Below are 17,693 nucleotides of genomic sequence, written 5' to 3'. Positions count from 1 at the left end.
GCGACCCGCATCCGCGGGGGCAACATGACAAATCCGGTTCTGATCGAAGTTCTGCGTGGCGCCATCGTCGAGAGCGCGCACCGAGGCGCGGTCGCGGTTTTCGACGCCGATGGCACGCCGGTTCTCGAGATCGGCGACACATCGAGGCCGGTGTTTCCGCGCTCCGCGGTCAAGGCGATCCAGGCGCTGCCGCTGGTCGAAAGCGGTGCTGCCGATGCCTACGGCTTCGGTAACCGCGAACTGGCGCTGGCCTGCGCCTCTCATTCGGGCGAACCGGCCCACGTCGAACTGGCGCGGTCGATGCTCGCGAGGGCCGGGCTGGACGGGTCGGCGCTTGAATGCGGCGCGCATTGGCCGTCGAGCCATGACGCGACGATCGCACTCGCCCGCGCCGGCGGTTCCCCGAACGCCCTGCACAACAATTGCTCCGGCAAGCATTCCGGCTTTCTTTGCACCTGCGTCCATTCAGGCATCGAGCCTCACGGCTATGTCAGGGCGGATCACGCCTTGCAGGAGATGGTGCGCGATGCCATGCAGGCGGTGACGGGAGCTCGCCACGGCGCCGACGAGCGCGCGACCGACGGCTGTTCGATCCCGACCTACGCGGTGCCGCTCAGGAGTTTTGCGCTTGGCTTTGCCCGCATGGTGACCGGCAGGGGCTTCGCGCCCGAGCGCGCCAGGGCGGCAAAGCGATTGTTGTCGGCTTGCATGGCCGAGCCGTTCTTCGTCGCCGGCACAGGCCGCGCCGATCTCGCGCTGATGCAGGCGGCGCCTGGCCGAATATTTGCGAAGGGCGGCGCCGAAGGGGTCCATTGCGCGGCGCTTCCCGAGCTTGGCCTCGGCATCGCACTCAAATGCGATGATGGTGCCGGCCGGGCCGCCGAATCCATGGTGGCCGCAATCATCGCCCGACTGCTGCGCGCGGACGAGGTTTTGGCGGCGAAGCTGCTCGAAATGGCGAATGCACCCATCGAAAGCCGGATAGGCGCCAAGGTCGGTGCGCTCAGGCCGACGGCGGCACTGGCCTGAGCCGGACGCTCTCAACTGACATGATTGCGCTCGACGGTCAGATGCGGAAAGCCGGTGTCGGCTGACGCGGCGAGATCGCCCGTGGCCGGGTCGGCCCAGCGCTGCCCGACAATGGCGCCATTGCGTGCGCCGTCGATGACATTGTCGGAGATGATGGCGGTTCCGGCACCGTCGACCACGCTGACGACGATGCCGGTGCCCGCTTTGCGGATGATGTTGCCGGTGGCCACGACGTTGCGCAGATACGGTCCCCAGCCGATCGACATGCCGTAGAGCGGCGCATTCTCGATGACGTTGTTGGACACGGTGGTGTCGGCCTCGACGCCGATGCCGACGCCGAATCCCGGCGGGTCGGCGGGGTAGGGGCCTGATGTCGACAGGTTGCGCACGATGTTGCCCGAGCAAACACCCATGCGTCCGCCTTCGTTGAAATTGACGATCGAGATGCCGTTGGCGGCACCATCGACGATGTTGTTGCTGATAACGGCGCCCTCGAACGAGAATTCGGAATAGACCGCCGTTTCGCCGGAACGCATGCAAGTGTTGCCCGATACTTGCAGATTGCTGGCGCTGTTGGCGCGGATGGCGGAGAATGCGCAGTCCGAAACAATATTGCCGGAGACGATCACGTTGGCGGCGCGGAAGGCATTGATGCCATTGCCGTTCTGGCCAGTGCCGCCGCCGCGCGCCGCGATGCGTTCGACCCGGTTGCCGGTGACGATGGTGCCGTCCTCCGCCGCTTGCCAGCGGTGCACGAGGATGCCGCCATTGGCGCAGTCGGAGACGGTGTTGCCTGTGATCGCCAGCCCTGCGGCCTCGACCGAATAGATGCCGGCGTCCGCCGCTCCGGATATTTCCGTGCGCTCGACCCGGCCCGCCGCGTGCTCGAGCGCCAGCCCGTTCTTGCCGCTGCCGGTTATCTGGCAATTATCGACGATGAGATGCGCCACGCGGCGCAGATCGAGCAGTCCTTGCGCGTAGTCGCCCATCGAGCGGTTTGAGCCGTCGAGGACCAGGCCGCTGAGCTCGATGTGATCGGCTTGTTCGGCCATGAACAGGTGGCCGTCGCCACCATAGACGATGCGCGTTGCGCCAGGCACGCCGGTAAGGCGCACCCGGCCGGGCAGCGTCAGGTTGGACACGACATAGGTGCCGGGCTGCAGGAAAACCGGCATGTCGCGATCGCTGGCCTCGCGCAGCAGCTTGGCGAAAGCCTTGCTCTGATCGTCAAAGGTGCCGGGTTGCACGCCAAGCTCGGTGGCGTTGATCGATCCGCGCATCGAGGCTTTCTCGACGCCGGGCAAGCTCGCGGCGGCTGCCTTGCCCAGCGAAAGCCCGAACACGGCAAAACCGGCTGTCCGGACAAGCAGCTTGCGTCTGTTCAACATCGGCACAGGTCCTGGCTTTTGCCCATCTAGTGGCAGGATTCGTGCCAGTCAGGCACCTGCGTCCCCGGCGAGGGCAATGACTTGTGAAGTCGTGAGGGCGGGCATAAGTTCAAGGAATGAGCAGAGCCTTTACCCGCGAGGAAGACAGCGAAAACGCCATCGCAGGCGTCGGCGAACGGCCGATCAGTCAACACCGCAACCTGGTGACGGAGCGTGGCCTGGCAATGATCGACGAGAATCTGGCCGATCTGCGCGACATATTGGCCAAAGCCGAGCGGCGGGGAGACCGCGAGCGCATCGCACTGGTATCTCGCGACCTGCGCTATTGGACCGCGCGGCGCGAAAGTGCCGAGCTTTCGGTGCCCGAGCCCGGGAGCGACGTCATCCGCTTCGGCATGGGCGCCACGCTCGAAGCCGACGACGGCAAAAAGGTGCACTGGAAGATCGTCGGCGAGGACGAGGCTGACCCATCGAAAGGCAGCATTTCCCATGTATCGCCAATGGCGATTGCTTTGTTTGGCAAGAAGGTCGGCGATGTCGCCACCGTCAATGGCAAGGAATGGGAAATCGTCAAGCTGAGCGCGGGCGGCTGAACCCCAACATCAGTCCTCGGTCTTCACGATGTGGTCGCGAAAAAATGCGGCGGCACCCGCTTCATCGATCTCGCCGGCGGCGACAGCCATCACGAATTCATAAAGCGTGCCGTTGTCCGCCGTCAGGACGTGACCGTTGACGATCAGGAAGGCGCCGGCGGCGACAATAGCCGTGCGTTTGTTGCCGTCGACAAAGGCATGATTTCTGGCAATGCCGAAGACATAGGCTGCTGCAAGATCTGCAATCGACGGAGTGCCGTAATTAGCCTTGTTCTCGGCCCAGGCCAGTGCCGATTCAAGTGCATTTTCATCCCGCAAACCTTGTGCGCCGCCATGCCGGCGCAATTGTTCGGCATGCATCGCCTCCACCGCGCGGCGCGACAGGAACTCCCAGTTCATTCGGCGAGCTTCTGGAGCGCGACCTTGTACTTGTCCATGACCTTGCGAGCAGCTTCCATCTGCCGCTCGAAACTATCGTCGACCGGTTTGAGGACGATGTCCTTGTCCGTTTCGAGAACCTGAAGCTGATCACCGGCTTTGAGATTCAGGCGGTCGAGTAGCTCCTTGGGCAGGATCACACCTTCGGAATTGCCGATCTTGCGAATGGTGGTGTTCATGCTGGATCAGCCCTGTTGCAACGCCGATTATAACTCGATCGCTGTGTTGTTGCAACAGAAATTATAACTTACGAATGGGAGGAAGGCTCGGACACACTCGTTGCCGATAACTCAGGACGCCAGCAGCCGGTCGATCAGCCGCTCCGCTGCTTGCGGGATCACGGTACCGGGCGGGAAGATTTCCGCCGCACCCGCTTGCAGCACGGCATCATAGTCCTGCGGAGGGATCACGCCGCCGGCAACGATCAGCATGTCGCTGTGGCCGAGCCTCTTCAGCGCATCCCTGAGTTCGGGGATGAGCGTGAGGTGTCCTGCTGCCAACGATGAGGCACCGACGACATGAACGTCGTGCTCCACCGCCAGCTTCGCGATCTCCTCCGGCGTCTGGAACATGGCGCCGACGGTGACGTCGAAGCCGAGGTCGGCAAAGGCTGTGGCGATCACCTTCTGGCCGCGGTCATGTCCGTCCTGTCCCATTTTGGCGACCAGGATGCGCGGCTTGCCGCCGGTCTTCTTTTCGAACGCGCCGATCTTCTCCTGCAGCCGGTCGACGGCCGGATTGTCGCCGAGCGCCTGGCGGTAGACGCCGGAAATCGTCTGCACCGACGCGATGTGGCGGCCAAAGACCTTTTCCAGCGCCAGCGAAATCTCCCCGACCGTCGCATTGGCGCGCGCGGCGTGGATGGCGAATTCGAGCAGGTTCTCGCCGCTCGCGGCCGCGCGGGAGAGCGCTGCGAGCGCATTCTCGAGCACCGCGACGTCGCGCGTGCCCTTCAGCCGCTGCAGCTTCGATAGCTGCCGGGCTCTTACCTCGGCATTGTCGATCTTCAAGACGTCGACTTCGATATCCGCACCGGGCCGGTGCGCGTTGACGCCGACCAGCACCTGCTCGCCTGAATCGATGCGCGCCTGGGTGCGGGCGGCCGCCTCTTCGATGCGCAGCTTGGGAATGCCCTTCTCGGTGGCCGCGGCCATGCCGCCGAGCGCCTCGACCTCCTCGATATGGGCAAGCGCACGCGCTGCCAGATCATGCGTCAGCCTCTCGAGATAAGCCGAACCGCCCCACGGATCGATGATGCGCGTGGTGCCGGATTCCTTTTGCAGGATCAGCTGCGTGTTGCGGGCGATACGGGCCGAATGATCCGTCGGCAGCGCCATGGCCTCGTCGAAGGAATTGGTGTGCAGCGATTGTGTATGGCCCTGTGTGGCGGCCATCGCCTCGATCATCGTACGGATGATGTTGTTGTAGGGATCCTGCGCCGTCAGCGACCAGCCGGAGGTCTGGCAGTGGGTGCGCAAGGACAGCGAACGCTCGTCCTTCGGCGCAAAATTCTTCATCATCAGGCTCGACCACAGAAGCCGCGCCGCCCTGAGCTTGGCGACTTCCATGAAGAAGTTCATGCCAACAGCCCAGAAGAAGGACAGGCGCGGGGCGAAGCGGTCGATGTCGAGCTCGGCCGCGACGCCGGCGCGGGCATATTCGATTCCGTCGGCAATCGTATAGGCGAGCTCCAGGTCCGCCGTCGCGCCGGCCTCCTGCATATGGTAGCCGGAGATCGAGATCGAGTTGAATTTCGGCATGTGCCTGGATGTGTAGGAGAAGATGTCCGACACGATCCGCATCGAGGGCTTCGGCGGATAGATATAGGTGTTGCGGACCATGAACTCCTTCAGAATGTCGTTCTGAATGGTCCCTGCGAGATCCTTCTGCGCAACCCCTTGTTCCTCGGCAGCCACGATGTAGAGCGCCATGATCGGCAGCACCGCGCCGTTCATGGTCATCGACACCGTCATCTCGCCGAGCGGAATGCCGTCGAAGAGCTGGCGCATGTCGAGAATGGAATCGATGGCCACGCCCGCCATTCCGACATCGCCGGCCACCCGCGGATGATCGCTGTCATAGCCGCGGTGCGTGGCGAGATCGAAGGCGACCGACAGACCTTTCTGGCCGGCGGCAAGATTGCGCCTGTAGAAGGCGTTTGACTCTTCCGCCGTCGAGAAACCGGCATATTGCCGGATCGTCCACGGCTGCTGGACATACATGGTCGGATAGGGTCCGCGCACGAAGGGCGGCATGCCCGGATAGGTGTCGAGATGCGGCAGCCCCTTGAGATCGCCCTGATTGTACAGATGTTTGACGGCAAGGCCTTCCGGCGTCATCCGCTGGCCCTTGATCTCGACCGGCGCCCGCCGAGGCGGCGCCCAGCCGACCTGGCTGAAATCCGGAATCAAGAAGCGGCTCCGATCGCTTGATCGATGCGGACCGGAAACAGCGGCTCGCACATGACGATGCCTTCCGTGAACGCAGATCGCCGCTCCGCGGCCAGCGTCTCGACCGCGCGCTCGGTTTTCTGCGGATAGAGCGTGGCGCCGACGATGGCGCGCTCGCGGGATCGGAAGGCGGCAGCACGCTGGGCGGCGGCGGTGCGAACACGTTCCTGTATGCGTCCGTCCTGAAGGCTGGACAGCACGCCGCCCTCGGCCTCGATCGCCTGCAACTCGGACCAGGCCGCTTCGCAGAGGCCAGCGGTGAGCGCTTCGACGCCACCGGAGCCGCAGGCGGGATCGGCGACCTGATCGATGTGGCTTTCATTGGCCATGATCAACTGCGCATTACGGGCCACGCGGCGTGCGAAAGGCGCCGGCAGGCCATGCGCGACGGTGTGCGGCAGGATGGCGATCGAATCGGCTCCGCCCGCCGCCGCGGCGAAGCAGGCGATCGTCGTGCGCAGGATGTTGGTCTCCGGGTCCAATGCCGTCATCATCCGAAACGACGTCTCGGCGTGAATATTGGCCGTCGAAGTCGGGATCGAGCAGGCTTCCTGGACGCGAGCCCACAGCCTGCGCAAGGCCCGGACCTTGGCCATCGACAGGAACTGATCCTGGTCGGCGCTCAGCGCAAACCCGATATGGGGCGCTGCGTAGACGAGCGGTTGCCGCGCTTTCTCGAACATCCTGAGATAGGAGACGGCCGAAGCGAGCATGATGCCAAGCTCCTGCGCCTCCGTGGCGCCGGCATTGTGGAACACCCGCCCATCCGCCTCGAGCAGCACGCCGGGCACGCCCATCGAAAAGAAATGTGCCAGCGATTGCGGCATGGATTCCTGCAGCGCCTCGATCGACATGCGCAACCGGCCGGTTCCGGCCAGGATCGCCGCCGGATCGATCCCGAAGGAGAGGTTGAGCTTTGCCGGATCGGAGCGGCGCTTGCCAAGGAACGCCACCAGCCAGTCGGCCATGGGGCGGCTCCATGGGTGGGCGTCGATCCGGATCTGGACGCGGTTTAACGGGATGCCGTCCAGAACCGTCTCCAGCGCCTGCGCCGTTCTCGGCAGGCCGTAGCCGAAGGCGTTCGGGGCACCTTCGAAGACGAGCGACAATCCCGTCGCGCCCTGCGCGACGTCCTCCAGCGCCTGGGCTTTGGCGCGACCAATGTCGGGATCGTCGATGCGCTGGCTGACGATCCACGGCGATCCGGGGTTGGCGCGCACGATCGGCTCGGCCGCCGCCGCGCGCTCATAAAGCGGTTCCACGCGGATGCCGTCATCGGTGTGCGAGACCAGTTTTTCCTCGAAAGATGCGCCGGCGAGCGCCTTTTCAGCCAGGGCCAGCCATCGCTGCCGGTCGGCATTCGGAACTTCGTTATCCCTGGTCAAGGCTCCGGCGCTCATCCACTGTCCTCGTCACTATGCGGCCGCATCAGCCTGGAGCACTTCAGTCTACGGGTCCCGGTGCGATACCGCAATGCAATGCGCTTCCAAGACTCGAATTCGATCCCTCGAGCGTACACCAGCCTTCGAGCACGAAGCATGAACGATTGCCAAACATGGGCAAAATCCGCAAGCTCCAAAAAAGGCCATTTTCGCTGATCGCCATTGTCGCTGTGCAAGGGCCCCACTATACCTTCGGGCAAGGGGCTGGTTTTATACACAGCAGTTTGCGGAGACCGGACATATGGCTGACGACACCATTTTCATAGGCGCCAGCCGCAAGCCCGACGACAGCTATCAGCGTCCCGAAAACCTGCTTTTGCACTATGGCAACCGTCACGGCTTGGTGACCGGTGCCACCGGCACCGGCAAGACGGTCACCTTGCAAATATTGGCCGAGGGATTCTCCAATGCCGGCGTGCCGGTGTTCTGCGCCGACATCAAGGGCGATCTCTCCGGTATAGCCATGATCGGCACGGCGCAGGATTTCCTGGTCAAGCGCGCCGAGCAGGTCAAGCTCGACCCCTATGACTTCCAGGAATTCCCCGTCATCTTCTGGGATCTGTTCGGCGAACAGGGCCACCCCATCCGCGCCACCATCTCCGAGATGGGCCCGCTGCTCTTGTCGCGGTTGATGAATTTGTCCGAAGCCCAGGAAGGCATCATGAACATCGCCTTCCGCATCGCCGATGAGGAAGGCCTGCTGCTGCTCGACCTCAAGGACCTGCAGGCGCTGCTCGCCAATATCGCCGGGCGCGCCGAAGAGATCAGCGCCCGCTACGGCAATGTGACGAAACCCTCGGTCGGCGCCATCCAGCGCACGCTGCTGGTGCTGGAACAGCAGGGGGCGGCGAATTTCTTCGGCGAGCCGGCATTGCGCATCGCCGACATCATGCGCACCACCCGCGATGGCCGCGGCGCTATCAGCGTGCTGGCCGCCGACAAGCTGATGATGAATCCGCGGCTCTACGCGACGTTCCTGCTTTGGCTGATGTCGGAACTGTTCGAGGAACTGCCCGAAGTGGGCGATCCCGACAAGCCGAAGCTGGTCTTCTTCTTCGACGAGGCACATCTGCTTTTCGACGACGCGCCGAAGGTGCTGATCGACCGCGTCGAGCAGGTGGTGCGTCTGATTCGCTCGAAGGGCGTCGGCGTCTATTTCGTCACGCAGAACCCTCTGGATATTCCTGAGAAGGTTCTGGCCCAGCTCGGCAACCGGGTCCAGCATGCGTTGCGCGCCTACACGCCGCGCGAGCAGCAGGCGGTAAGGACCGCGGCCGAGACGTTCCGGCCAAATCCGGATTTCGATTGCGCGACCGTGATCACGCAACTGGGCACCGGCGAAGCGCTGGTTTCAGTGCTGGAAGCCAAGGGCATCCCGTCCATGGTCCAGCGCACGCTGATCCGTCCGCCATCGTCACGACTTGGGCCCATAACCCCAGCCGAGCGGCGGAAGCTGATCCAGGAAAGCCCGGTGATCGGTGAGTACGATGAGGGTGTCGATCGCGAATCGGCTTTCGAGATGCTGCAGAAAAAGGCCAAGGACGCGGCGGATGCCGAGGCACAGCAGGCCGACGCCGGCCGTTCACGCTGGACCATTCCGGGCTTCGGCAATGATGCTCCGCCGCCGCAACCCGGCGGCAGACGCCCGCCTCAACCGCGCCCGTCCAACCGCCAGACGGTGGCGGAAGCCGCGATCAAGTCGGTGGTGCGCTCTGTCGGCTCGTCGGTCGGCCGCGCCATCGTGCGCGGGATACTCGGGAGTCTGTCGAGGGGCAGATAGGGAAGCGCGATCGCGCAACGGCCATGCAGGGATAGGCTGATGTGGAGGTGAAGGCGGCGAGTCGCCGCATTCACCCTCGCTCCCATCAGAAAATCGCGTCGGTCACCGCTTTCACCGGGCCAAGCAGCACCGATCCGTCCGGCACGCCGGCATCGATCGGGATGGCTTTGTGATTCGCGGTCGCCACCATGGGCTGGCTGGCGTCGCTGGTCACGATGACCGGGGTCTTCGAAGGCACGCGATCATATAGGTCTATAATGTCCTGGTTCATCAGGCGCACGCAGCCCGACGACACCGACTTGCCGATCGAACGCCATTCCGGCGAGCCGTGCAGCCGGTAGAGCGTGTCGACGTTGCCCTGGAAGAGATAGAGCGCACGTGCACCGAGCGGGTTTTTCAGCCCGCCCGGCATACCGCCATTGTCAGCGCTGTATTGCCTCAGTTCCGGCTGCCGGGCGATCATCTCGTCCGGCGGCGTCCATTTCGGCCACTTCTGTTTCCACTGGACGACGGCATCGCCCGACCATTCGAAGCCGGCGCGGCCGAGGCCGACGCCGTAGCGGATCGCCTGGCCGCCCGGACGAACCAGATAGAGGAAGTGGCCGGTCGTATCGACGACGATGGTTCCCGGCTTCTGGCCGGTCGGGTCGGGCACGATCTGGCGCAGGAATTGCGGATCGATCCTGTCGACGGGAATGGCCGGCACTTCGAAACCGCCATCGCTGACGGCGGCGTACATCGTCACGTAGTCGGCGAGCGGCGGCTCGACATAGGCCGGTGGCGGTGGCTCGACTGGCCCGGACCCGGTGGTGGCGCATGCGGAAACCGCGATCGAGGCGGCGCCCAGGGCTGCGGCATTGAGAAAGCCGCGACGGCTCAGGCGATAGGATTCGATTTCGGCTGGGAACATGGTTGCCTTCTTTAAGTCTGAAATCGCAACAAAGCATGAATATGCCGACCGTTGCGAGGGTGCCTGATCAACACTTGGGCGCGATAGGCGGTTCCGAATCTGGCCTCAAGGTGGACAAACAAAGGCGAAGCTGTGACCGCGTCGCCACTGTGGCGCTACGGTCACAGGAGCGAAAACCAGGATTACTTTTGGGCCGCATGCGTTAGCCACCTGTGACAAGGGCATCGAGCGACGGCAGGATCAGGGCCGGTGGAAAATCCCGATACTCCTCCGGCTGGTTGGAGCGGTTGATCCACACGGTGCGGAAGCCGAACTTGGTCGCGCCGGCAATGTCCCAGCGGTTGGACGACTGGAAGGAGACCGCACCCGGATAGAGGCGCCAGCCTGTCGTGACCATGTCGTAGACCGACGGATCGGTCTTGAAGCGCCGTACCGCATCGACGGAATAGATATCGTCCAGCACCTGATCGAGCGCCGCGGATTTAACGGCTGCCTCCAGCATTTCCGGTGAACCGTTGGACAGGATTGCCAGCTTGGCGCCGGACGCCTTCAGCGCCTTCAGCACGGCGGGCACTTCCGCATAGCAGTCCAGCCGCCAATAGGCATCCAGCAATGCCGCCTTGAGGCCGGGATCGGCAGAGGGCACCTTGTGCAACGCGAAATCAAGTGCCTGCTCGGTGAGTTGCCAAAAATCGGCATAGGCGCCCATCAACGTACGCACCCAGGAATATTCGAGTTGCTTGGCGCGCCAGATCTCGGACAGCAACTGGCCGTCCGGTCCGATGGCGTCGGCGTGGCGGCGCACGGCGGCATGAACATCGAACAGTGTGCCGTAGGCGTCGAAAACATAAGCGGCGTATTGCATGGCAACAGTTTTGAGGCGAGGCGGGGCAAGGTGCAAGTCTTGATTGCAGCGCGCCGTCCGTGGCCTCAACAAAACTCCCCGATGCTGGTTGACGACGCCGGCCAAAGCGTCATCCAATGCTGCAACACGAGATTGATCGGAACGGGACAAAGCAATGACACTGGCGGCTGCCGCACTTTCCGCGACATGGACTTTCGTCGACGGCGACTGGTACGAGGGCAATGTCGCCGTTTTGGGCCCGCGCAGCCACGCAATGTGGCTCGGCACCAGCGTGTTCGACGGCGCCCGCTGGTTCGAGGGCGTCGCTCCCGATCTTGAGCTTCATGCCGCGCGCGTGAATGCCTCGGCGATCGCGCTCGGTCTCAAGCCTTCGATGACGGCCGAGAAGATCGTCGGACTGACCTGGGACGGATTGAAGAAATTCGATGGCAAGACGGCTGTCTATATCAGGCCGATGTATTGGGCCGAGCACGGCGGCTATATGGGCGTGCCGGCCGATCCTGCCTCGACCCGTTTCTGCCTGTGCCTCTACGAATCGCCGATGATCTCGCCGACCGGCTTTTCCGTGACGGTTTCGCCGTTCCGGCGCCCGACTATCGAAACCATGCCGACCAACGCCAAGGCCGGCTGCCTCTATCCCAACAATGGCCGTGCCATCCTCGAAGCCAAGATGCGCGGCTTCGACAACGCCCTGGTGCTCGACATGCTGGGCAACGTCGCCGAGACCGGAACCTCGAACATCTTCCTGGTCAAGGACGGCCACGTCCTGACGCCGGCGCCGAACGGCACCTTCCTGTCCGGCATCACCCGCTCGCGCACGATGACGTTGCTTGGCGAGTACGGGTTCAAGACCACCGAGAAGGCGCTGTCGGTGCGTGAATTCCTCGAGGCGGATGAGATTTTTTCGACCGGCAACCATTCCAAGGTCATTCCGATCACGCGCATCGAGGACCGCAGCCTGCAGCCCGGGCCGGTGGCCAAGAAGGCGCGGGAGCTCTATTGGGATTGGGCGCATTCGACGTCGGCGGGCTGATCCGTCCAGACTTTTCGTCGCAATGCGCCCGGTTTCCGGAAACTGTGTGACAGTTCTCCGGAACCCGCTTAGAAAGAGCACCCGGCGCTTCACTTTTCGGAGTTGTCCGAACCCAATCCAGACCTATCTTAGTCCGGTATCGACACCGGATTTTCCTTGAGGGAGTACCTTCCATGGCTTTTGAATTGCCCGCTCTGCCTTACGACTATGAGGCCTTGCAGCCCTACATGTCGAAAGAGACGCTGGAATATCACCACGACAAGCACCACAAGGCCTATGTCGACAACGGCAACAAGCTTGCCGCCGAAGCCGGCCTTGGCGATCTGTCGGTAGAAGAGGTGGTCAAGCAGTCGTTCGGCAAGAATGCCGGCCTCTTCAACAATGCCGCCCAGCACTACAATCACATCCATTTCTGGAAGTGGATGAAAAAGGGCGGCGGCGGCAACAAGCTGCCGGGCGCGTTGCAGACGGCTTTCGACAGCGATCTGGGCGGCTACGACAAATTCAAGGCCGACTTCATCGCCGCCGGCACGACCCAGTTCGGTTCCGGCTGGGCCTGGGTTTCGGTCAAGGATGGCAAGCTGGCGATCTCGAAGACGCCGAACGGCGAGAATCCCCTCGTCCATGGCGCGGCGCCGATTCTCGGCGTCGATGTCTGGGAGCACTCCTATTACATCGACTATCGCAACGCCCGGCCGAAATATCTCGAGGCCTTCGTCGACAGCCTGATCAACTGGGATCATGTTCTCGAACTCTACGAAAAAGCGAAAGCCTGATCGAGATTCAGAAAGCCCCGGCACTCCCGGGGCTTTTCTTTTTGTGTGCCGAGATCCCACAGCAGTAAAGGTCTGGCAAAATCGTTGGGGGAAGGGAATATTCCTCCCTTCACGTCCGTTAACGTCCTGTCCCGAAATGCCTTCATCATGGAGCCAATTGAATGAGAAAGCTTGTCGTCGCCATCTCTATGCTCGCGTTCGCCGGTTCGGCGGCCTTTGCCGACCCGATCCTCGACCGCCAGGCCCTGATGAAGGAGCGCGGGAAGATCGTCGGCGGCCTGTCGAAAGTGGTCAAGGGTGAGGAGCCCTTTGATGCCGCCGCCGTACTGACTGCGCTGCAGGCGCTCCAGGCGAACGCGGAAAAATTCGACGCCGACGTCCTGTTCCCGGCGGGCAGCGACACGGGCGACACCACGGCGGCGCCGAAGATCTGGCAAGACATGGCCGGCTTCAAGGCGACGGAAGACAAGTATCTTGCCGACGTCAAGGCCGCGGTCGCCGCGGCCCCAGCCGACGTGGAGTCCCTGAAGACGCAAATCGGCGTCATCGGCACCGACTGCGGCACCTGCCACAAGGGCTACAGGGTCAAGAAAGGCTGATCGCCGGCCATGGCATGGCTGAGGAAGTTTGTCGGCGCCGCACTCGTGCTCGGCGGCGTCGGCGCGGTTGCCGCGTGGACGCTTTCGGCGCCGGTGAAGCTCGACGCGGAAACTATGGCCAAGCTCGCGCCTGGTGACGCGGCCAGGGGCAAGCGCATTTTTTATGCCGGCGGCTGCACCTCCTGCCATGCAAAACCCGGTTCGAAAGGCGATGAGCGGCTCGAACTTGTCGGCGGCCTTGAACTCAAGACTCCGTTTGGCACGTTTGTGCCGCCCAACATTTCGCAAGACCCCAAGGACGGCATCGGCGCGTGGTCGGCCGAGGATCTCGCCAATGCCATGCTGAAGGGTGTCTCGCCGTCGGGCGAGCATTTCTATCCGGCATTTCCCTATACGTCCTACGCGCGCATGAAGCCCGCCGACATTGCCGATCTCTATGCCTTCCTGAAGACGCTGCCGGCGGTTGCCGGCCGAGCGCCGGCCAATTCGTTGAGTTTTCCGTTCAACATCCGTCGCGGCATCGGCTTGTGGAAACGGCTCTATCTCAGCGAGCAGCCTGTTGTGTCCCTGCCCGAAGGCGTCCCTGGTCCTGTGATTGCCGGTCGCTACCTGGTCGAGGGACCGGGTCATTGCGGCGAATGTCACACACCGCGTGACCTTGCGGGGGGGACAAAGAAGAGCGAGTGGCTGGCTGGAGCCACAGCCGCCGAAGGCAGCGGCATCGTCCCCAATATCACCTCCGGGGAGGGCGGCATCGGCGACTGGTCGCAGGCCGATATCGCCAACTATCTCGAAACCGGCTTCACGCCCGATTTCGATTCCGTTGGCGGGGCCATGGTCGACGTGCAGAGGAACATGGCCGAACTGGCGCCCGAGGACCGCGCGGCGATCGCGGCCTATCTCAAGGCGGTTCCGCCGCATCCGAACGGCTATCCGGCGCGCAAAAAACCGGCGAGCTGACTACGGGTGGCGATCGCCCAGGAAGTCGAAGCCCGCCTCGAAGAAATGATTGTAGTTGCAGGTCAGTTCCTCGCCGGCCGCGATGTCGCGCAACGCAAAGCTTTCCTCGGGCGAGGATACGTCGCAATTCGGCTCGTCGGCGTGGTTCATGTAGCGTGCATCGTCGGCCTCGAAGACGATGTAGTTCGGATCTCGCCTGTCCGGATAGGCATAGCGGTCGAGATAGCTCTTCACCGGTCCTGTCTGGCTCTCATAGGTCTCGACCTCGATGAGCCGGTCGAATCTCGGATCCAGCTTCCAGATCATCGTGCCGCGGGAAATGGGATTCTTGGCAAAGACACCAATGCCCTGGATGGGGGATTTGTCGAGATAGACGTCGACGAGCAGCATGGCAGGCCCTTGTGCGATTGTGGGCTGTCATGGCCCGGGACAAAACGCGCCTTGGGTAGCGCGCGGGCATCGCAATTGCGAGCGAAAACCAGCAACACGGAGTTCAAAAACCAATGATTGCCCGGCTCGCCGAGAAGGCCGCGCCGGTCACCGTTTCGCGTCAGCGCTGCTGAAGCGCCAGCCGCACGCCCAGGCCGCAATAGATGCCGCCGACAATCTTGCCCTGCCATTTCAACACCGTGGGATTTCGACGCAGGAAAGTGCCAAGCCCGCCTGCGCTCACCGCGAAAACCACTGTGCTGAAGAGGCCCAGCAGAACAAAGATGATCCCCAATACCGCCAGCTGGAGCATTACCGATCCGTTTTCGGGCCGGACGAACTGTGGCAGGAACGCGAGGAAGAAAAGCGCCGTCTTGGGGTTGAGCATCTCAGTCAGTATGGCTTGCCGAAACGCCTTGCCCGCTGAGATTGGGAACCTGCCGGCGGCGAGATCGGCCGGCGTCTTTTCCATGATCGCGCGAATGCCGAGATAAACGAGATATGCCGCACCGAGATACTTCACGGCGCTGAACAACACCGCCGATGCGGCGATGATCGCCGAGATGCCGACCATGGCCGTGAAGGTGTGAAACACGTCGCCGGCCGCGATCCCTGCGCCGGTTGCGATGCCGGCTTTGGTTCCCGAACTCGTTGCCCGCGCGACCGTCAGCAGCGTGGCGGGGCCGGGAATAAACACAAAACCGAGCACCACGGCGACATAGGTGGTCAATGTGGCCAGGTCGATCATTGCTCGCATCCTCCTCGGCGTTCGTCGCCGATCAAGTCACGCCAGGGGCCGAAGGGCAATGACCGCTTCAGCCCTGCGGCCCTGTTGCCTTGCCTGTCACTTTCAAGGCGAATGAATATGTGTAGGCGATCTCCTCAAGCCGGGAAAACCGGCCGGACGCGCCGGCATGGCCCGATTCCATGTTGATCTTGAACAGGACCGGATTGTCGCCCGTCTTGCGCTCGCGCAGCCGCGCCACCCATTTGGCCGGTTCCCAATAGGTGACGCGCGGGTCGGTGAGACCGGCTAGCGCCAGGATCGGTGGATAGCCGAGCGCGGCGACATTGTCATAGGGCGAGTAAGCGGCGATCGTCCGGTAGTCGTCCGCCGACGCGATCGGATTGCCCCATTCAGGCCACTCCGGCGGGGTCAGCGGCAGGCTGGCGTCGAGCATGGTGGTGAGCACGTCGACGAAAGGCACCTCGGCAACGATGCCGCCGAAACGGTCCGGCGCCATGTTGGCGACCGCGCCCATCAGCATGCCGCCGGCGGATCCACCTTGCGCGACGATGCGGTCATGCACAGTGTAGCGTTCGGCGACCAGATGGCGTGCACAGGCGATGAAATCGGTGAAAGTGTTCATCTTGTGCGCCCGCTTGCCGTCATCGTACCAGCCATAGCCCTTGTCCTTGCCGCCGCGGACGTGGGCGATCGCAAAGACAAAGCCGCGGTCGACCAGCGAGAACCAGTTGGTGTTGAAGGCCGCCGGCACTGTGATGCCATAGGAACCGTAGCCGTAAAGCAGGCAAGGCGCGGAGCCGTCCAGCGGGGTATCGCGGCGGTACAAGAGCGAGACCGGCACCAATTCGCCATCAGCCGCGGGCGCCATCAGCCGACGCGTGACATAGCGCTCCGGGTCGTGGCCGGACGGCACCTCCTGGGTCTTGAGCAACACGCGCTCGCGGGTGCGCATGTTGTAGTCGAAGACCTGCGCCGGCGTCGTCATCGATGAATAGGTGAAGCGCATGATCTCGGTGTCGTATTCCAGGGATCCCGACAGGCCGAGCGAAAACGCCTCCTCGTCGAAGGAGATCAGGTGTTCCTCGCCGGTTGCACGGTCGCGCACGACGATGCGCGGCAGGCCCTCCTTGCGCTCCAGCCTGACCATATGGTTCTTGAAGCCGATCACCGACAGGATCAGCCGGCCGGCCTCGTGCGGAACCAGTTCCTGCCAGTTGGCGCGGATCGGATCGCTCGCCGGCGCCGTCATGATCTTGAAGTCCTTGGCCCCATCGGCGTTGGTCAGGATGAAGAAAAAGTCGCCGCCTTCCTCCATCTCGTATTGAAGACCGGTCTCGCGCGCCGCCACCAGCTTCGGCTCGCCAAACGGCTCGCCCGCGCTCAGCAGCCGGTATTCCGATGTCTCGTGGTCGTTGATGGCAACCATGATCCATTCATTGGAGCGCGTGCCGCCGACATTCATGAAAAAGCCGGGATCATTTTCCTCATAGATCAGCCGGTCGCTTGCCGGATCCTGCCCAAGCGCATGGAACAGCACCTTGGAGGGACGGTGGTTGGGGTCGAGCCGGGTGTAGAAAAACCCGTCATTGGCGGCGTTCCACACCCCCGAACCGCCGGTGTCTGGAACCGTGTCCGCGAGTTCCTTGCCGTCGGAGAGGTCGCGCACCCGAAGCGTATAGAATTCGGAGCCCTTGTCGTCGAACGCCCATAAAAGCTTGCCATGGTCGGCCGAATGATCGACGCCGCCAAGCCGGAAATAGGCCTTGCCTTCGGCCTCGGCATCGCCGTCGAGCAGGATATGCTGCGCGCCGCCGTCCCGCGGCATGCGGAAATAGCGCGGCTGCTCGCCGCCGAGTTTGAAGGAGGAGCCATACGCGTAGGGTCCGTCCTTCATCGGCACGGAAGAATCGTCCTCCTTGATGCGACCCTTCATCTCCTTGAACAGCCGCTTCCGCAAATCGGCCGTGTCGGCCATCAGCTTCGACTGGTAGGCGTTCTCGGCCTCGAGATGGGCGCGGATGCCCGCATCGAGCAATGCGGGGTCCCTGAACATCTCCTGCCAATTGTCGGCCCGCAGCCAGGCATAGTCGTCCGTTCGCGTGATACCGTGATGCGTGTCGAAAACCGGCCGCTTCTCGGGCGTTGGCGGGGTGACATCCGGGAATGCAGAAGTTTTGGTCATTGCGTCTCGCTTTGGAAATGTCCTGAATGGCCAATGAACACGCCGATCAGCGCGGGTTCAAGAGCCGGGTC

At 63.0% G+C, this 17,693-nt stretch carries 17 protein-coding genes; 7 read left to right on the top strand and 10 right to left on the bottom strand.

The genetic code is table 11. From position 1 onward, the window contains the following. Positions 1-24: 24 nt before the first annotated feature. On the top strand, positions 25-1,029 hold the full coding sequence (locus tag FJ867_RS22265) for an asparaginase (protein ID WP_140818597.1): 1,005 nt from the start codon (positions 25-27) through the stop codon (positions 1,027-1,029). Positions 1,030-1,040: 11 nt separating this feature from the next. Here FJ867_RS22265 and FJ867_RS22260 read toward each other — a convergent pair whose 3' ends face one another. Next, positions 1,041-2,417 carry a TIGR03808 family TAT-translocated repetitive protein gene (locus FJ867_RS22260; protein WP_140517948.1) on the bottom strand — a complete coding sequence of 459 codons (1,377 nt, stop codon included), beginning with the start codon at positions 2,415-2,417 and terminating at the stop codon, positions 1,041-1,043. 116 nt (positions 2,418-2,533) lie between these two features. Here FJ867_RS22260 and greA point away from each other — a divergent pair, with 116 nt between their 5' ends. Continuing rightward, a complete protein-coding gene (gene greA, locus FJ867_RS22255; protein WP_140494772.1) occupies positions 2,534-3,010 on the top strand; it encodes a transcription elongation factor GreA in 477 nt (158 codons plus the stop codon). A gap of 9 nt (positions 3,011-3,019) precedes the next feature. Here greA and FJ867_RS22250 read toward each other — a convergent pair whose 3' ends face one another. The 4 genes from FJ867_RS22250 to FJ867_RS22235 form a co-directional block, all read right to left on the bottom strand. Next, entirely contained in the window at positions 3,020-3,409 is a 390-nt protein-coding gene (locus FJ867_RS22250) for a type II toxin-antitoxin system death-on-curing family toxin (protein WP_140580834.1), read from the bottom strand. Beyond that, complete coding sequence (locus FJ867_RS22245) at positions 3,406-3,627, bottom strand: AbrB/MazE/SpoVT family DNA-binding domain-containing protein (RefSeq protein WP_140494768.1); 222 nt, start codon at positions 3,625-3,627, stop codon at positions 3,406-3,408. Before FJ867_RS22245 ends, FJ867_RS22250 begins: the two co-directional genes overlap by 4 nt. Before the next feature lie 111 nt (positions 3,628-3,738). Continuing rightward, the gene (gene scpA, locus FJ867_RS22240; protein WP_140738171.1) at positions 3,739-5,859 is read right to left on the bottom strand and encodes a methylmalonyl-CoA mutase; all 2,121 of its coding nucleotides are present in this window, start codon (positions 5,857-5,859) and stop codon (positions 3,739-3,741) included. Then, the gene (locus tag FJ867_RS22235) at positions 5,856-7,298 is read right to left on the bottom strand and encodes a methylmalonyl-CoA mutase subunit beta (protein WP_140517951.1); all 1,443 of its coding nucleotides are present in this window, start codon (positions 7,296-7,298) and stop codon (positions 5,856-5,858) included. Before FJ867_RS22235 ends, scpA begins: the two co-directional genes overlap by 4 nt. 283 nt (positions 7,299-7,581) lie before the next feature. On the opposite strand from FJ867_RS22235, the gene FJ867_RS22230 reads away from it, so the two are divergent. Beyond that, complete coding sequence (locus FJ867_RS22230) at positions 7,582-9,120, top strand: helicase HerA-like C-terminal domain-containing protein (protein ID WP_140580837.1); 1,539 nt, start codon at positions 7,582-7,584, stop codon at positions 9,118-9,120. A gap of 85 nt (positions 9,121-9,205) precedes the next feature. On the opposite strand, the gene FJ867_RS22225 is transcribed toward FJ867_RS22230, so the two are convergent. Together FJ867_RS22225 and FJ867_RS22220 are read right to left on the bottom strand one after the other, a co-directional pair. Continuing rightward, a complete protein-coding gene (locus tag FJ867_RS22225; protein WP_140553967.1) occupies positions 9,206-10,030 on the bottom strand; it encodes a L,D-transpeptidase in 825 nt (274 codons plus the stop codon). 202 nt (positions 10,031-10,232) lie between these two features. Further along, positions 10,233-10,895 carry a haloacid dehalogenase type II gene (locus tag FJ867_RS22220; protein WP_140494758.1) on the bottom strand — a complete coding sequence of 221 codons (663 nt, stop codon included), beginning with the start codon at positions 10,893-10,895 and terminating at the stop codon, positions 10,233-10,235. A 154-nt stretch (positions 10,896-11,049) separates the two neighbouring features. Here FJ867_RS22220 and FJ867_RS22215 point away from each other — a divergent pair, with 154 nt between their 5' ends. The 4 genes from FJ867_RS22215 (at position 11,050) to FJ867_RS22200 (ending at position 14,263) form a co-directional block, all read left to right on the top strand. After that, positions 11,050-11,928, top strand: coding sequence for a branched-chain amino acid aminotransferase (locus FJ867_RS22215; protein WP_140517955.1), 879 nt, complete (start codon positions 11,050-11,052; stop codon positions 11,926-11,928). 173 nt (positions 11,929-12,101) lie between these two features. Beyond that, positions 12,102-12,704: a superoxide dismutase gene (locus FJ867_RS22210; RefSeq protein WP_140494754.1), complete on the top strand. Its 603-nt coding sequence runs from the start codon at positions 12,102-12,104 to the stop codon at positions 12,702-12,704. 161 nt (positions 12,705-12,865) lie between these two features. Continuing rightward, the gene (locus FJ867_RS22205) at positions 12,866-13,303 is read left to right on the top strand and encodes a cytochrome c (protein ID WP_140580839.1); all 438 of its coding nucleotides are present in this window, start codon (positions 12,866-12,868) and stop codon (positions 13,301-13,303) included. Between the two features lie 9 nt (positions 13,304-13,312). After that, entirely contained in the window at positions 13,313-14,263 is a 951-nt protein-coding gene (locus FJ867_RS22200) for a cytochrome c (protein ID WP_140580841.1), read from the top strand. Here the strand turns inward: FJ867_RS22200 and FJ867_RS22195 are convergent, their stop codons facing one another. The 3 genes from FJ867_RS22195 to FJ867_RS22185 form a co-directional block, all read right to left on the bottom strand. Beyond that, positions 14,264-14,653 (bottom strand): SET domain-containing protein-lysine N-methyltransferase, encoded by a 390-nt coding sequence (locus FJ867_RS22195; protein ID WP_140580842.1) that lies wholly within the window; start codon positions 14,651-14,653, stop codon positions 14,264-14,266. It lies immediately after the preceding gene. A gap of 160 nt (positions 14,654-14,813) precedes the next feature. Further along, positions 14,814-15,440: a LysE family translocator gene (locus tag FJ867_RS22190; RefSeq protein WP_140520736.1), complete on the bottom strand. Its 627-nt coding sequence runs from the start codon at positions 15,438-15,440 to the stop codon at positions 14,814-14,816. Between the two features lie 67 nt (positions 15,441-15,507). Next, positions 15,508-17,622, bottom strand: a complete 2,115-nt coding sequence (locus tag FJ867_RS22185; RefSeq protein WP_140738168.1) for a S9 family peptidase — start codon at positions 17,620-17,622, stop codon at positions 15,508-15,510. Positions 17,623-17,693: the final 71 nt, after the last annotated feature.

It is taken from the genome of Mesorhizobium sp. B2-5-3, from assembly GCF_006441005.1.
In the GTDB taxonomy this organism is placed as follows: Bacteria; Pseudomonadota; Alphaproteobacteria; order Rhizobiales; family Rhizobiaceae; genus Mesorhizobium.
The sequence above is the reverse complement of the archived record's forward strand: the minus strand, read 5'-3'. Positions and strand labels throughout refer to the sequence as shown.

What these genes read in the sequence shown, in the direction of transcription:
- FJ867_RS22235 (WP_140517951.1), bottom strand. Translation starts at nt 7,298, where the DNA reads ATGAGCGCCGGAGCCTTGACCAGGGATAACGAAGTTCCGAATGCCGAC.
- FJ867_RS22245 (WP_140494768.1), bottom strand. Translation starts at nt 3,627, where the DNA reads ATGAACACCACCATTCGCAAGATCGGCAATTCCGAAGGTGTGATCCTG.
- FJ867_RS22230 (WP_140580837.1), top strand. Translation starts at nt 7,582, where the DNA reads ATGGCTGACGACACCATTTTCATAGGCGCCAGCCGCAAGCCCGACGAC.
- FJ867_RS22250 (WP_140580834.1), bottom strand. Translation starts at nt 3,409, where the DNA reads ATGAACTGGGAGTTCCTGTCGCGCCGCGCGGTGGAGGCGATGCATGCC.
- FJ867_RS22190 (WP_140520736.1), bottom strand. Translation starts at nt 15,440, where the DNA reads ATGATCGACCTGGCCACATTGACCACCTATGTCGCCGTGGTGCTCGGT.
- FJ867_RS22225 (WP_140553967.1), bottom strand. Translation starts at nt 10,030, where the DNA reads ATGTTCCCAGCCGAAATCGAATCCTATCGCCTGAGCCGTCGCGGCTTT.
- FJ867_RS22200 (WP_140580841.1), top strand. Translation starts at nt 13,313, where the DNA reads ATGGCATGGCTGAGGAAGTTTGTCGGCGCCGCACTCGTGCTCGGCGGC.
- FJ867_RS22195 (WP_140580842.1), bottom strand. Translation starts at nt 14,653, where the DNA reads ATGCTGCTCGTCGACGTCTATCTCGACAAATCCCCCATCCAGGGCATT.
- FJ867_RS22210 (WP_140494754.1), top strand. Translation starts at nt 12,102, where the DNA reads ATGGCTTTTGAATTGCCCGCTCTGCCTTACGACTATGAGGCCTTGCAG.
- FJ867_RS22205 (WP_140580839.1), top strand. Translation starts at nt 12,866, where the DNA reads ATGAGAAAGCTTGTCGTCGCCATCTCTATGCTCGCGTTCGCCGGTTCG.
- greA (WP_140494772.1), top strand. Translation starts at nt 2,534, where the DNA reads ATGAGCAGAGCCTTTACCCGCGAGGAAGACAGCGAAAACGCCATCGCA.
- FJ867_RS22260 (WP_140517948.1), bottom strand. Translation starts at nt 2,417, where the DNA reads ATGTTGAACAGACGCAAGCTGCTTGTCCGGACAGCCGGTTTTGCCGTG.
- FJ867_RS22215 (WP_140517955.1), top strand. Translation starts at nt 11,050, where the DNA reads ATGACACTGGCGGCTGCCGCACTTTCCGCGACATGGACTTTCGTCGAC.
- FJ867_RS22220 (WP_140494758.1), bottom strand. Translation starts at nt 10,895, where the DNA reads ATGCAATACGCCGCTTATGTTTTCGACGCCTACGGCACACTGTTCGAT.
- FJ867_RS22265 (WP_140818597.1), top strand. Translation starts at nt 25, where the DNA reads ATGACAAATCCGGTTCTGATCGAAGTTCTGCGTGGCGCCATCGTCGAG.
- FJ867_RS22185 (WP_140738168.1), bottom strand. Translation starts at nt 17,622, where the DNA reads ATGACCAAAACTTCTGCATTCCCGGATGTCACCCCGCCAACGCCCGAG.